This window comes from Rothia sp. HMSC08A08 (genome assembly GCF_001808385.1).
Classification (GTDB): Bacteria; Actinomycetota; Actinomycetes; order Actinomycetales; family Micrococcaceae; genus Rothia; species Rothia dentocariosa.
On sequence record NZ_KV793078.1, the window covers coordinates 1 to 15,668 of the forward strand.

At 52.0% G+C, this 15,668-nt stretch carries 9 protein-coding genes; 3 read left to right on the forward strand and 6 right to left on the reverse strand.

Annotated features, from left to right (window positions below; all coding sequences use genetic code 11):
• The first annotated feature begins 231 nt into the window (after positions 1–231).
• From HMPREF3164_RS07650 to HMPREF3164_RS07660, 3 genes are all read left to right on the forward strand, one after another.
• Positions 232–1,611 (forward strand): SWIM zinc finger family protein, encoded by a 1,380-nt coding sequence (locus HMPREF3164_RS07650; protein WP_070450170.1) that lies wholly within the window; start codon positions 232–234, stop codon positions 1,609–1,611.
• A 66-nt stretch (positions 1,612–1,677) separates the two neighbouring features.
• The gene (locus HMPREF3164_RS07655) at positions 1,678–4,332 is read left to right on the forward strand and encodes a DUF6493 family protein (RefSeq protein ID WP_070450175.1); all 2,655 of its coding nucleotides are present in this window, start codon (positions 1,678–1,680) and stop codon (positions 4,330–4,332) included.
• A gap of 22 nt (positions 4,333–4,354) precedes the next feature.
• A complete protein-coding gene (locus HMPREF3164_RS07660; protein WP_246822647.1) occupies positions 4,355–7,033 on the forward strand; it encodes a DUF6493 family protein in 2,679 nt (892 codons plus the stop codon).
• 54 nt (positions 7,034–7,087) lie between these two features.
• On the opposite strand, the gene HMPREF3164_RS07665 is transcribed toward HMPREF3164_RS07660, so the two are convergent.
• From HMPREF3164_RS07665 to HMPREF3164_RS07690, 6 genes are all read right to left on the reverse strand, one after another.
• Positions 7,088–8,053 carry a 6-phosphogluconolactonase gene (locus HMPREF3164_RS07665; RefSeq protein WP_070450178.1) on the reverse strand — a complete coding sequence of 322 codons (966 nt, stop codon included), beginning with the start codon at positions 8,051–8,053 and terminating at the stop codon, positions 7,088–7,090.
• Entirely contained in the window at positions 8,046–9,032 is a 987-nt protein-coding gene (locus HMPREF3164_RS07670; protein ID WP_070450181.1) for a glucose-6-phosphate dehydrogenase assembly protein OpcA, read from the reverse strand. The genes HMPREF3164_RS07665 and HMPREF3164_RS07670 overlap by 8 nt, the downstream gene beginning before the upstream one ends.
• Positions 9,029–10,576, reverse strand: a complete 1,548-nt coding sequence (gene zwf / locus HMPREF3164_RS07675; RefSeq protein WP_048752215.1) for a glucose-6-phosphate dehydrogenase — start codon at positions 10,574–10,576, stop codon at positions 9,029–9,031. Before zwf ends, HMPREF3164_RS07670 begins: the two co-directional genes overlap by 4 nt.
• A 211-nt stretch (positions 10,577–10,787) precedes the next feature.
• Complete coding sequence (tal, locus tag HMPREF3164_RS07680) at positions 10,788–11,894, reverse strand: transaldolase (RefSeq protein ID WP_070450184.1); 1,107 nt, start codon at positions 11,892–11,894, stop codon at positions 10,788–10,790.
• A gap of 109 nt (positions 11,895–12,003) precedes the next feature.
• Positions 12,004–14,145: a transketolase gene (tkt, locus tag HMPREF3164_RS07685; protein WP_083297370.1), complete on the reverse strand. Its 2,142-nt coding sequence runs from the start codon at positions 14,143–14,145 to the stop codon at positions 12,004–12,006.
• A gap of 324 nt (positions 14,146–14,469) precedes the next feature.
• Positions 14,470–15,381, reverse strand: a complete 912-nt coding sequence (locus HMPREF3164_RS07690; RefSeq protein WP_048752300.1) for a heme o synthase — start codon at positions 15,379–15,381, stop codon at positions 14,470–14,472.
• Between the last annotated feature and the right edge of the window lie 287 nt (positions 15,382–15,668).

Below are 15,668 nucleotides of genomic sequence, written 5' to 3' on the forward strand. Positions count from 1 at the left end.
GAAGCCCCGGCAGGTATACCTGCCGGGGCTTCTTACATGTCCTACTGTAGTAATTATGGAGATTGTCGGTGCATAAGATGACGGAGGAGTAAGTCATGACGAGTGTCTGATATAGAGACAAGTAGATAATATTTTCCCTAGGATGACGGAAAAGAGGCCAAAACTTTCGGGGTTCAGGCATAGTAGTGATAAGGCGAAAACCTAGCATATCCAACCACTGAAGGGATCGCCATGGCACAGACTCTAACCTATACATATCTAAAACCTTCTTTACTGCATGAACAAGACGGCAGTCTTGGACTTGCTTTAGCAACTAGCGGTGGTAGCACACCGGAAGGCGCGGCGGCACACCCTTACTTCTTCTCAGGATTCATGGAGCACCCTGATGTAATCGCGGCGTCGCTATTGGTGGTTGCGCGCGTGGCCCGCACCCGCTACTACACCCCACCCGGCATGGTCGCCGCCATTTTGCGGGCTGCCGACCCGGTAGTGACCAGCACCAGCGAGGGACTCCGGTTTGAATCCTTTAGCGCCTGCTGCGGTGTCTACGCCCGACTTGACGTAGACTCCTCCACCCTAGATGCCACCCACAGTGCTGTGGGCGTGACAAATGTGGACGTGAATCCGCCGCTTCGCACTGCTTTAGCTTCTCTCCGGGCTGGCGAGCCCCTCCACCTGGATGTGGGTGATGAAGGGCTGCTGACCACCACCCTAGACGGTGAAGTGATGGAAGATAAAGTACCCCTGCCAGTACGCTGGCTCAAAGGGTTCGCCGAAACACAGATGCTCTCATCCCTGATGAAGCCCACTCATTCTCTGGATGCGGCAGCAGCCCGCACGTTCATCCAGGGGTTGCCGCGCCGATCCGCCACGAAAAGCGTCATGTGGGCAACCCGCGCGGTGCGTTCACTGAGGCTGGCTACCCGAGCCACCGTTGGGTCGGTGTGTGTGGCTGGGCCAGAGCGGCTGCGGGTGCTTGAGCCGCTCATCCGATTCATGACCCGCCTAGAAGCATACAGCGAACCGGTCACCTCAGGTAACACCCCAGTGTCAAGCGTGTGGGTGGCCCACTTGCCAGGCGCGCGCCTGAGTATTGGGCTGAGCCCCGAAAAATCACGCGGATTCTCAGGAGAAGGTTCTGTGTTGCAGGCGCTCTCCGATCCGTCAGTTGCTGAAAATGCGGATATGCTCAGTGTGCTTCTCTCCTTTGAGCCGCGTATTGAGGTGCCCGTCATGTCTACACGCAGCGGGCTGAACGAGACTCAAGTACGCGACGCCCTCGCATTACTGGCATCCTCCGGACAGGTCGGTTTTGATGTGCAGGCAGGGGAGTACTTCCACCGGCCGCTGCCCGTGCAGGCGGATGCCCTGCAGGCTATGCATCCGCGGCTGGTGAGTGCCCAGAAACTTATTGACTCCGGTGCGGTGTGGGATGACGGAGACGGCACCTATCGAGTACAGTCGCGGGACACGTTCTACACGGTAACCCCCGCCGAGAAAATCGAAGAATACCGGTGTACCTGCCCGTGGTGGGTGAAATACCGGGGCACCCGAGGCCCCTGTAAACATGTACTGGCGGTAAGCATTAAACGTCGCGGCGGACTGAATTAGCCTGATACCGGGTTGCATCCGTAAAGAAGCATATTTTCCGTACACACCCAAATATACAAACAGGTAATGATGGACGAGAAGAACTATTCGCAGCACACGAGCCTTGGAGAGCGTCGAGCCCGCCTGCGGGAGCTCATGAAACGTGACGACGCAACCGTTGAGGATTATCACGCGGTGATTAGCGGGGCGGCAGAGGAAGAACGCGCGTCGTTGGCAAGGACGCTATCGCCCACGAAACTTGCGAAAGCCCGAGGGGAGAAAGCAGCTTTGGCCGCATATGCAGTAGGGGCTTTAACCTCTTCGGCTCCGCGTGCGGTAAGGATCATAAGTGAACTTTTTCATCCTCTTCGAGATAAGAATTTTAATATTATTCCTGAGCCGCCTATGCCTGCTACTGAGCAGCTCTGGGAATTCTTAACTCAAGGGGTAATAGAACGATCCGATGAGTGGGTTCTGCATTTTGTTGAAGAATGTTCAGACGATTGGTCCATACGTTCCTGGACACACCTCAATAAACTTATACGTGAACATTCGCTGACGAGCTTATCGCCAGGGTATCTTTGCATGATGATGAATGCCGTCCCACACGTGAGAGAAAAGTCTGCGGAAGAGTATCAGAATATAGAGCAGTTCTTCCGTCACGATCCTGTGCTGCTGGAACGAGAATTTTGGGATGCTTTCACAGCTGAAGGGGTACTCGCACAGTCTAGGTGGGATCCCACCTTGCAGCCGGAATATCGAAGTTCGTCGTCATTTTCGGCTCTTGCTCAGGTCATGTGCGAAACTTTTCCAGATATTCGTCCCAGGTTCTTGGATGAAACGCTCAAAGGGCTCCTGCGCGACTACTCGGCCCACCACGTGCGGCATTTTTATCGGTCCCACGCTGCTCTGCAGCCAACACCTCAAGAAATTAAGGAGCGTTTTGCGCTCTACCTTTCGGTGCTGGGGACGGCGTATAGCCCAGCTATTGCCATGGCGCAAGATCTGCTGGAGCAGGCAGTTTACGAGCTTTCCGACGCGCAAGCACGTGAGCTCATTGAGGTTTCAGCAACAGTGCTGACGCGCACCGAAAAGAAAATTCTGCATGCTCAGATACGGCTTCTTTCTCTACTGCTTAAAGTCCACCCCGAATGTACTGGACAAGTAAGCCAGACAGTACAGGATGCTTTCAAGTCTATGCCCCTGGATCTTCAAGACAAGGCCCAGAAGCTCATCAACGATTCGGTGCAGGAGCCACCCATACCTCAGAACGCAGCGGGGAGCATCACGGTACCGGATATCACCCCGAAGGATCGTGAACCGCAGGGGTGCTTGACGCCTCGACCGCCTATCACTACGGATCGGGAACTAATGGAATGCCTGGCAGCAACCTTCCAAGGAGGCGATGGCACCGATATTCCGCGCATCCTGGAGTACTTGGAACATGCCGAGAGTCTGGAAATAAACGATGCAGAGCAGAAGCTTCTCTGGGAAGCTCGTGAACTTCTCATAGAAGAATCATTCGGTATTTATACCCTCTCCAGTCCCAATATCCCGTACCTTGCCATTGCGGCACTCATCAAAAGTGGACAGATACAACATGCTGATATTGCTAGGATACCGATCATCCCAACCTGGTATAAAGAACGTCTCTACCTAAGCGATGAGCACGGAGACCCGGTGATAGTAGATGAACAGACGGCTAAGAAGTATCACCCTCGTCCCTTTAATGTAAAAGCTACAGGGACAGAACTTCATCTCAATGAGCGCGGACCTCACATGCTGCTGATGGAGCAGTTGTTCGCCCTGATTTTTGCGGATCAAGACGCAGAAACCAACATAGTGGCCGCGCCTTTTGCGCCCCAGCGAGTAGCCCTTGAACGCACTACGGGTACAGTCCTCACCCAGTATTGGGAATCGCTATATCTTGCTCGGGAGTACAGCTTCCCTCTGCAATTCCCGCTGTGGGTTGGAACAGATACACCCGATGCTGCCGCGCTCTCCGTTGAAGCTGCTGCGTTTAACACCAACAGCACGCAAATCGAGTACGTGCACCGTATGGTGGAATCAAAATACTATCCTGCGTACCGCACGGTCATGGGGTGGTACGGCTGGCTGATGCAGAACAACCCAGATATTTTCAGCGCACAGACCATGCCTATTCTTGTGGCAGCTATCCATGCCCATAATGCTTATGGCGCCGATATCATCATGCGCATCCTAGGTGATATGCACCGAGCACTGGGTGCCGCCTCCTACAGCGCACTCGGGCTTGGGGCCAGCGCTAAAACTACCGAAGTGCGCGCCAATGCTGCGGAGGCGCTCGCCTCCCTGGTGGATCGGGGCATGGTCGATACTACTTTATTCGCCAAAGAACTGTATTGGTTGTTGAACCAGCACCACGTGATGGCTCAACGAATTGAGCAGACATTTAGGGATGCTGCGTTGATTAGCCCCTTGGCGGGCTGGCGGATTATGCAGGTACTAGAAGGCATACTGCCTGCCGTGGGCGAGGTGAACAGAGGCGGTACGCTGGTGCAGCTTTTAGCGCAATTAGCGGGGGAGTACGGTGTCAGTATCGAGATTCCTGAGGTTTTGCGGCCCAAAATGAAAGGATCGACCGTGCTGGCGAAAAGTCTGCGTGCGCTTGAAAAGCTGCAGCCTCATCCGACCGAGCTTGCGGAGCAGGCCCGAGACCAAGCCCAAGAACTGCTGGACCAACACCGCTGCGCACAACCCTAAACGCAGAAACTGAGAGCCCGTTATGACACCAAAAATACCGCAACCTAGTCTTACGGAACGTCGCGCCCGCCTGCGGGAGTTGCTGAAACGTGACGATGCCACCTTCTGGCAATACCATGAAGTTCTCACCGGTGCCACCGAGGATGAGCGCAAGAGCCTTGCACGCACACTTTCCATTAAAAAGCTCATAGACCGCTACAGCCGTGAAGGAACGACCGAGCAGCGGCTTGTGTGCGTCTACACGGCGGCCGCACTGGGTGGAACCTTCAAACATGTGGGTGTTGAGCTCTTAAACCTCATCGGCCGGGGATTACCCGGTGAGGCGAACTGGAAGTTTTCAACCGCTGAATCGGAACAATACCTTAGCCAACGCACAGAAGCCATGATGCTTGGACTCAGCGAACGTGATAACACCTGGATAACCGGGTTCGTTAACGAGCGTGGCTATGGCAGGTTTGGTTACGACTTGCCCACGCTCTGGGTGCAGATACATCAGCTTCTTCACGAACGCGGACTTACCAATACCACGCGCTCCTACCTCTGGGGGTTCGTGACGGCCGTTCCTGACATGTACATTGGCTCATCCGAGAACCGGGAAGAGGTTATCTCTTTCTTCAAGAACAACCCTCAGACGCTAGAACACGAAATGTGGGCGTGTTTCACAGATGAAGGGCTTCTGCGGAAAGAGTGGTCAGGGCGTGAAAACGCGGACACGCTCGCTCTCTTCCACATGCTGCAGGAGAATTTTGACGGATTCCGTGACCGCCTGCTTACTGAATGTCTGAAGGCGATGCTCCGCGACTTTTCTGCCAAGAACACCAGTATCTTTCACCACATCTATCGGGGGATGAACCCCACCCCAGACGAGAACCTTGGTAACACCAATCTGCTCACCTCAGTGCTCACTACCGTTCCCTCAACCTCCGTGGGATTGGCTCAAGAAATGTTGATGTCATGCGTCGAAAAGCTGACCGAACCCCAGATTCATGACTTACTTAATGTCTCTCGCACCGTGATGCTTCGCACCGAGAAGAAAATACTCCGGGCGCAGATCGCACTCCTTGGCGCTATTGCTAGAACGCACCCCGAGTATACTCAAGATGTGGACGGCTTGATGAGGGAAACCGCAGATTCTCTCCCGCCTGACCTGCAGCCTGCAGCACAAACACTCCTGTCTCCTGCTGAAGCCGCGACGGATAAAACTAACGCACCGTCTCACTCAGAGCAAATAATGGGCGGTGTCATGATTCCTGAGAACCGGCCGCAGCTTCTAGAACAGCACGTTTCAACCCCACAGGTGCATATTTATACGAGTGATGCTGAGTTTATGGATGATCTTGTTCCCTGCCTCCAAGGCACAGGTGACGGTTCGCAGCTCCCGCAGCTCATTGACTATTTAGCGCATAATCCTCGCATTACTCTTGATGCAGCCCAGCAGGACTTTCTGGCCGAACGATGCGTGAATTCCGGTATTCGCTCGGGTACTCATGCGTTAGGCAACTATCTGATGTACCGGGCGATTGCCCCACACCGAAAACTTTTTAAAAAGCCGCCGCAAGGTTTTACCGGGTACCGGAATGAATTCCATACCAACCCCCAAACTGGCGAAACCATCCAGCCCTACCAGGTTGAACACACTGGATCTCTGGGACGTCAAAAACCCCGTATAGAGAAAACGACCACAAATTATCGTGGACCGGCGGGGCTCTGCCAAGAGCAGATTGGCTGTTTAGAACATCCAGAAAACCTTGTATTTGAGCCTATACCTCACGCAGAAGAGAGCACTTGGACACGCCACGTTGAGCCTCTCACGTACCGCCCGCGTCCTCACAATATGTACGACCAAGCCTATGCTGAGGCTCCCAACGGCAGCCTGATGATGTGGCTTATTGAAGACCACGAGCTGCCGACCGCACAGATGTCTTTCGCACAGGCGGCTCTGAACACGGCAGGCATTCCGGAAGAGTTTATGCACCGTGCTGTTCAGGCAATCGACGATTTTCACCGCACCCTCATGCAGTGGTACGCGTGGCTTCTGCGGAATAACCCCAATACATTGGCGGCGCAGAGCATGCCGTTCGTCACTACAACAGGGTTCCAGAAACACATCAAGGGGCTTGACGCCGTACTGGATACCATCACCCACACACATCAGGTTCTGCAAGAACCCGTCTATTCCGTGTTGGGCTGGTTAACTGGTGCAGCAGCTGAGCACAGGGCTCTCACCGCCGAATCTATTGCCGCTCTTGCGGGTCACGGAATGCTCGATGCTTCTTTACTTGCGGATGAACTGGCCTACCTGCTCCGAGAGGGATGGGTTAAACCGGCCCGGGCAGCCAGCTGTTTACAGGACGCTGCCTCTGTTAGCCCGTTGGCGGGGTGGCGTATTGTGCAGGTGCTAGAGAACATGTTGCCAGCTGTAAGCGATATTAATCGTGGTGGTTCCTTCGTGCAGCTCTTGGTGCAATTAGCGGGGGAGTACGGCGTGAGTGTCGAGGTTCCCGAGGTTTTGCGGCCAAAAATGAAAGGTTCAACCGTGCTAGCCAAAAGCCTGCGGGCGCTTGAAAAGCTGCGACCGCATCCGACCGAGCTCACTGAAAAGCTGCGACCGCATCCGACCGAGCTCGCTGAAAAGGCGCGGCAAGAATCAAGTAACCTCAATACTTTCAATAGGGTGAATGAGACTAGGGACGCGAAATAAAAGTGGGAGTTATAATTCTAAGATTGTAACCCCCACTAGAAAAATTTGTGGGTCCTAAGCTAGCGATTCTTCCGTCGCAAAAATCAGGGTCTGTTTCTGCCCACGAGCCCCGATTGCTGGAGTTTCTAGGAGCATATCGGCAGTAATGTCCTCAGCAGGAACTTGTGCACCCTTGAGAAGACGGGTTGTCGCATCCTGTTTATCACCGCCGGTAATCAAAAAGAAAATATGGCGCGAATTATTGATAACCGGTAGCGTGACAGATACACGTTCGCTAGGTGGCTTAGGGGAATCCTTGACCATTACCGTCACAGCTTTAGCGCCGTCCACAGGATCCTCTGGTAAACCCGTGCCCAGAAGGACTTGCTGCCGATTGGGAAACAGCGAAGCGATGTGACCATCAGGCCCCATCCCTAGGAGCGTAACATCAAAAATGGGGACAGGCCATATATCCGAGCCGCCGCCGCATCCACAACCACCGCATCCGCAGCTGCCTCCAGATTGCTGAGAAGCAGATTCCCCGTGCCCTCCCGCTAATGGAAGCTCGGATGCCCCCTCAGGCATCTCAACACGCACGGGTTCAGCAGAACCCGCAAAATTGCGCATTTCGTAGGCATAGTGCTCGGCAGCAGCTTCAACATCAATCATGACATCGGAAGGACCCATACGATGCGCGTTTTCAACCGGAAAACCAAGATCTACTAAATCTGTGAGAAGCGCCTCGATTGCTTGTCCATCGTTCCGATCCGGATCACGCTCGGGAACAAAGCGTTCATCCGAGAACCAGAAATGAACGCGCGACCAGTCAATATCCTTAACACGTGGAGACTGAGCCCATGCACGAAGAGTAGCAATGCCCATCGTGCCACCTGTAAGAGAGACATGAGCCACGGTACGTTCGGTGAGTACATGCTCAATAACATCTAAGATACGCGTAGTGGCATCAGAGGCAAGCGCCTCCCGAGAAGGATGCGCTATTAAAGTTGGAGTACTCTCACCAATATTGTTGGTCTTAGGCATCAAAAACCTCGGGAAATTCAGAAGTATTAAGGAAAGGTTCAGCATCGCACTGAGCAGGATGCATTTCCAGAGTAGGGAATGCCGACTTTAAAACTTCCCCATACATAGTGTCAGGGTCAAGTCGGCGTAACTCCTCAGAAATACAATCCGCTAGAGTACGAACTGGTAGTGGAATCTGCTGATCAGGTGTATACGGAGTCTCAATAATAGCGATGTTTTTGCCAGGACGGAACATTATCGTTTGTCCATCTTCACGCTCAATAGCTACACGGTAAAGACCCCGTTCTGCTGCGCCGATAGTTGCAAGATGAACCTCAGCCTCGAGTTTCCAGCCAAGCCAAGCGCCAAGGAGCACAACCGAAGGAGACTTCTCAGACCCCCAAACCACTACACGCTTAACAGGGGAGTCAGGCATCTGCTCCAAAAGAGCTGCCAGTTGGGTACGCCACAGCGTCAAACGTGTCCAGGCAAGATCGCTATCTCCAGCCTGATAAACCTTAGAAAGATGCGTAAGAACAGCCATCGGATCATATGCGCGTGCCGAATCTGTGATACGGCGCTGTGCAATCCTACCAATTGAATCCTCACCCGGATTCTCAGGGACGGAATGCGGCCACCACACAACAATAGGAGAATCCGGCAAAAGCAGGCCAGAAATCAACGATTCTGTCGGCGTTGATGCACTACCCCAGCCGCGCAGAATAATAAGCTCAGAAGCGCCGGCCTCTCCACCCACATGAATCTCGGCATCCAGTTGATCGGGCGCACCACTATTATGCGCAATATGCACAATGATCCGGCTCGGATGCTCGTGCGAAGCCCGGATAGCCGCATTAATAGCCTCGCGAGAATGTCCTTTTTCTGCTAGTACCACCAAGGTAAGTACACGGCTGCTGCTAAGACTGCCGTTTGAAGCCAGAAGATCAGAAAGTTCCTTTGAAATAGCAGAAACATTCGTGTGTTGCAGATGCGAAATCACGGGCGCCTCCAGGCACGGTTATCACGCTCAAGCATCTTCTGAGCCGAACGTGGACCCCATGAACCGGATTCATAGGGCTCGGGTTTAATCTTGTTCTCTTCCCAATATTTCTCAAATGGATCCAAGATCTTCCACGAAAGTTCAACCTCCTCGTGGCGAGGGAACAGCGGCGGTTCACCTAAGAGCACATCCAGAATCAAACGTTCATATGCCTCAGGAGATGCTTCGGTGAAGGCGTGTCCATACCCAAAATCCATATTGACGTCGCGGATCTCCATCTGAGTACCGGGAACTTTAGCTGCAAGACGGATCGTCATACCTTCATCAGGCTGCACACGGATCACGATAGCATTCTGTCCTGCAGGAACCTCACTCTCCTTACCAAAGAGACGGTCAGAAGATTTCTTGAAGAGAAGCGCAATCTCAGTTACTCGGCGACCCAGCCGTTTACCCGCACGCAGATAGAACGGAGTTCCTGCCCAGCGGCGGTTGTCAATATTGACTTTAAGAGCCGCAAAAGTTTCTGTGCGTGAGTCCGCAGGAATATCTTTCTCATCAAAGAAACCATTTACATGTTCACCGCCTTGATAACCGGGAGCATACTGGCCGAGCGCGAAAGAATTTTCCAGATCATCAATACGTACCGCTTCCAGTACCTTAGCCTTTTCAGCGCGAAGATGCTTAGAATCAAGGCTAAGGGGTTCCTCCATGGCGGTTAGAGCCAACAGCTGAAGCAGATGGTTTTGAATCACATCGCGTGCAGCGCCCACACCATCATAATAGCCAGCACGAGAACCAATGCCGATATCCTCAGCCATCGTAATCTGCACGTGGTCCACATAATTTGCGTTCCAAACCGGTTCAAACATCTGGTTTGAGAAACGCATCGCTAGAATATTCTGAACGGTCTCTTTACCCAGATAATGGTCAATACGGAACACTGAATCCGGGGGGAATACACGTTCCACAATTCCATTAAGTTCACGCGCTGACTCTAAGTTGTGACCAAACGGCTTCTCAATAACGACACGACGCCACCCGTTCCTGGGATTATTGTTCGCGTTATCGCGTGAGGCTAAACCGTGCTCGGCAAGCTTCGACAGCACCTGTTCGAAAGCCTTCGGCGGAATAGAGAGGTAGAACGCATGGTTCCCTTGGGCGCCAAGTTCATCGAGCTCAGCAAGAGTATTTTTGAGACGTTCAAATGCGGCATCATCATCAAAATTACCGCGAACAAACCGCATACCCTTCTGAAATTGGTTCCAGACATCTTCACGGAATGGGGTACGCGCATTTTCTTCCACAGACTTACGCACATAGTTACGAAAATCATCGTTATCCCACTCGCGGCGCCCATACCCAACAAGACCAAAACTTGGGGGCAACAAACCACGATTCATTAGGTCATAGACCGCAGGGAGCAGTTTCTTGCGGGCAAGATCGCCCGTGACGCCGAAGAACACAAGTGCGGAAGGACCCGCAATACGAGTGAGACGTCGATCGCGCGAATCTCGTAGCGGATTCGACTCATGACCGGTATGCAAGATAGATTCCTTTGATTGCTGATAATGTGCATATTCACCCTGCGATACTTTATGTACCTCTGGGGCACGTATCCCTGCATCTTACCGTTTCAATGGCAAACGAGAGATATCTGACAGCGAGCGCCGGAGCTAATTTTGTGCTATTTATAGCGACAGCGCTCGCCTTATGAACTTTAGAGAACGGGTATAACGAAAAGTTATTCACTAGTCACTAACGTGACTCACTAAGTGCTTTCCGTACGGTCTCCAGAAGCTCTTCCCACGAAACGTCAAACTTTGCAAGACCCTCGGTTTCGAGCTTATCCACAACCTCTACATATGAGATACCCAGACGCTCGATATCGTCCAGAATCTTGTTGGAGTTCGTATACTCACCAGTAACAGTATCTCCCGTAATTTCACCATGGTCAGCAACAGCATTCAGAGTTGCTTCAGGCATGGTATTGACAGTGTGTTTAGCGACCAGACCGCTAACGTAGAGAGTATCTGGAAGCGCCGGATCTTTGACTCCAGTAGATGCCCAGAGCGGGCGCTGAACGTTGGCACCATGAGACGCCAAACGTGCCCAGCGTTCAGAAGAAAACATCTCTTCAAAAACTTCATATGCCAGACGAGCATTTGCCAGACCGGCCTTACCCTTAAGCGCTAAGGCCTCTTCAGTACCGATTTCATTCAGACGGGTATCTACCTCGCTATCTACGCGGGATACGAAGAATGATGCGACCGAATGGATCTTAGAGAGATCCTTACCATTTTTGAGGGCTTCTTCAAGGCCGAGCATGTAAGCGTTAATGACTTCACGATAACGTGTTAGTGAGAAAATGAGAGTCACATTAACGCTGATTCCTGCTGCAAGAGTCATAGCAATAGGCTCCAGACCTTCGACGGTTGCGGGAATCTTGATCATGACATTCTCACGGCCTACACGCTCGTAGAGTTCTCGTGCCATTTTCTGGGTTCCCTCGGCATCGCGGGCAAGGCGGGGATCCACCTCAATAGAAACCCTGCCATCATAGCCCTTGGAAGCAGAATATATGGGCTCGAAGACGACACAAGCGGCGCGTACATCGTCAGTAGTCGTTGCGAAGACAGCTTCTTCAACGTCTGCACCGGATTCGGCAAGCTGACGCATCTGCTCAGCGTAAGCAGCACCTTTTGAAAGCGCACCGGCAAAGATAGTGGGGTTGGTAGTGACACCCACGACGTTCTTAGCGCTGATGAGCTCTGCAAGACTGCCACTGGTAAGACGGTCGCGGGAAAGATCATCAAGCCAAATGGAGACACCAGCGTCAGAGAGCTTTCGAGTTGAAACACTCATGAAATAAAACCTTCAATCTAAATTAGTTAATATGGACGGGTGAGCATTAATGAGCTATGCAAGATGCAACGCATCAGGACTCACCGAAAAACTTTAACTTGCCGACTGACTATTTGACCGCAGCGATAGATTCTTCAGCAGCAGTCACTACGGCTTCAGGGGTAATACCAAACTCACGGTACAAAGTCTTAGCATCAGCAGAAGCCCCAAAGTGCTCAATTGAGACAGCACGTCCTGCAGAACCGAGCAAATCATACCAGCTCACGCCCAAACCGGCTTCAACTGAGACGCGTGCTGCAACCGAGGAAGGCAGAACTGATTCTTGGTATTCGTTTGACTGCTCGTTGAACCATTCGCGGGAAGGCATTGAAACAACTCGAGCTGCAATGCCTTTTTCTGAGAGCTTGTGGCGAGCTTCGAGGGCAATTTCAACTTCGGACCCAGTTGCGATCAGGATGACATCTGGAGTTCCCTCGGTGTCAGCCATAACATAACCTCCGCAGGCAGTACCTTCTGCGGAAGCAAATTTTTCGACTTCAGTATCTGAATGAATATCCTCACGAGCCCAAACCGGTAGGTTCTGGCGAGAAAGTACTAGACCGGCAGGGCGGTCTTTCTTCTCAAGAATGGTGCGCCAAGCAACTGCAGTTTCGTTCGCATCCGCAGGGCGTACAACGTCGAATCCAGGAATTGCGCGCATTGAGCTGAGATGCTCGATCGGCTGGTGGGTAGGCCCGTCTTCGCCGACACCAATGGAGTCGTGAGTCCAGATATACAGCGCTGGTACACCCATGAGAGCTGAAAGTCGGACTGCAGGACGCTGGTAATCCGAGAATACGAAGAACGTCCCAGAGAAAGCACGGGTTGGCGAAGATAGCACGATACCGTTCACAATTGCTGCCGCCCCCTGCTCGCGAATACCGAAATGCAACACACGACCGTAGGGGCTACCTGTCCAATCCTCCGTACTGTGCGAAACCGGGTTGAATGATTCAGCGTTGTTGATAGTGGTGAGGTTAGAACCTGCTAGATCGGCAGATCCACCCCAAAGCTCAGGGAAAGTATCAGCAATAGCATTAATGACTTTGCCGGATGCTGCGCGGGTTGCTAGTGAAGTACCCGGCTCAAAGACAGGGAAAGCAGCCTTATAATCAACTGGCATTTCGCCTGACACCAGGCGGTTGTACAGCTTTGCCCGCTCGGGGTTAGCCTGAGCCCATGCCTCAAATTTTTCATTCCAGACCTTATGCGCAGCAGCCCCGCGTTCACGAAGTTCACGAGTATGCGCCAGAACCTCATCCTCAATGAAGAAGCTCTTTTCGGGGTCAAATCCTAGAACTTTCTTGGTTTCAACGATTTCTTCGGCCCCCAGCTTTGAGCCGTGAACGGACCCAGTATTTTGCTTGTTGGGTGCTGGGTAACCAATGATAGTACGCACCTCAATGAATGAAGGCTTATCCGTGACCGTTTTCGCGCGCTCAATAGCGTTGTAGAGTTCCTGCACATCTTCAACGTAGTTTCCGGTCTTGATCCAGTCCACGCGCTGAACATCCCAGCCGTAGGCCCGGTAACGAGCTGGCACGTCTTCGGTGAATGCAACGTCAGTGTCTTCTTCAATAGAAATATGGTTGCGATCCCAGAGTACGATGAGATTACCCAATTCTTGGTGCCCAGCAAGCGCACTGGCTTCTGCCGTTACGCCTTCCTGAACATCGCCTTCGGAGGCGATACAGTACACATAATGGTCAAAGGGAGAAGCACCAACCGGGGATTCGGGGTCGAAAAGACCACGCATATAACGTTGAGCATATGCAAAACCAACGGCAGAAGCGAGCCCCTGACCCAATGGACCAGTCGTAATTTCTACGCCCTTGGTGTGCTTATATTCGGGATGTCCAGGAGTGAGCGCATCCCATGTGCGAAGAGATTCTAGATCCTCCATCTCAAGACCATACCCACCCATAAATAATTGGGTGTAGAGAGTTAGCGATGTGTGACCGGGGGAGAGGATGAAACGATCGCGACCTTCCCAACGGTCATCGTTGGGGTCTTGGTTCATGACCTTTTGGAAGAGCAGATAGGCAACAGGAGCAAGGCTCATGGCGGTGCCGGGGTGACCTGACCCTACTTTCTCAACCGCATCGGCTGCCAATAAGCGAGCAGTATCAACCGCACGCTGGTCTACCTCAGTCCATTCGAACTTTTTGTTAGGGTTAGTCACGTATTGTCCCTTCGCTTGGTGGTACGTCATGCATGAAGTACACAAACAATAGTAGTCTGTGAACGCTGACTGCAGCAGATATAACTCAAAAGATAGGGTGCGTATTCCATGAGCACTCTCAACGAGTAATCATGTACATAGCATCTATAAATCTATCGTGAAATTCTACCTTCTTAAGGATAGTTCACCATCCTAGCGTTTATAGTATGTTCGCATGGTATTTAGACGACTTATGCCTCACGCTGAACTTACATACATAGGATGCTGTAGCCTAAGCTCCACGTAGATAAGTTTCAAAATAGACCACCCGTATCTTGAGATAGCTGCTTTACTCGCCTCAAGATACGGATGCTCTTAGAAAATAAAAGATTCTAATATAGGCTGCCCAACAAAAGGATCGATTGCCAATGCAATGAAAAGAATCGTTAGGTATGTGATGGACCCGAAAAATACCACCATAGCGGTACGGCTTGTCGCTACCTGCTGGAGAGCTAAATAATGGAGCTTGTGGCAGTGGTAGAGGAACCATGCACCAGCGATAGCCGCGCTAACGCCGTACACCCAGCCCGCGCCTCCAATAGGGATCAGTAGAAGCGAACAGATAACCATAGCCCAGCCGTAGAGTACGACCTGTACAGACACTGTTTGAGCGGGAGCGATAGCACCCAGCATAGGAACACCGGCTGCTTTATAATCCTCCGCGTATTTCATAGAGAGTGGCCAATAGTGCGGAGGAGTCCAGAGGAAAATTACTGTAAAGAGAATTAAAGCTGGCCATTCAATGGTATTGCGAACAGCTGCCCATGCAATTAGAACAGGCATACACCCGGCAATCCCACCCCACACAATATTCTGAGTAGTGCGCTTCTTTAAATACATGGAGTAGAAGACTACATAGAGCAAAATAGCGGCAAGCCCTAAAAGCCCAGAGAGGGGATTTACCATAGTCCACAGATATACGACGGAGATAACAGCAAGTGCCCATGCGAAGACGAGTGCTTCTCGGTCTGTTAGCTCTCCGGTAACTAGGGGGCGTTTTTCGGTTCGCTTCATTTTTCGGTCAATATCACGATCGATATAACAGTTGAAAGCGCAGGAAGCGCCAGCCGCCATGGCTCCGCCAAGAAGCGTATTTATGACTAACCAGAAACTGGGCATGCCGTGTGCCGCAAACATCATTGTAGGGGCGGTTGTTACTAGAAGAAGCTCAATAATTTGGGGCTTTGTCAGGTGAATATACGCTTTTATTTTGCGCCCCAAGGTCATGTCCCTTGTTGCCCGCGGAGTAGGTACAGTCACCTCTGACGCCGCATGCGTGGAGGACGGAACCTCCTGAATTGTGTAACCCTTCATGATGGGCTCCTTGACGTGTGTGCGTGTGCCTAATCTGCGCGTATCAATCTGTGGGGTAGGAGGTACTCACAGATAGGCATACCTTCGGCTCAAAGACGTGCAGGCGCAGGAATGCTCCTTAATAGTGTACGCCTAACCTTAAATAGCTACCAAGGCATGCCAGCAATAAACCCATATATGACATTGTGCGCTTACCGTGG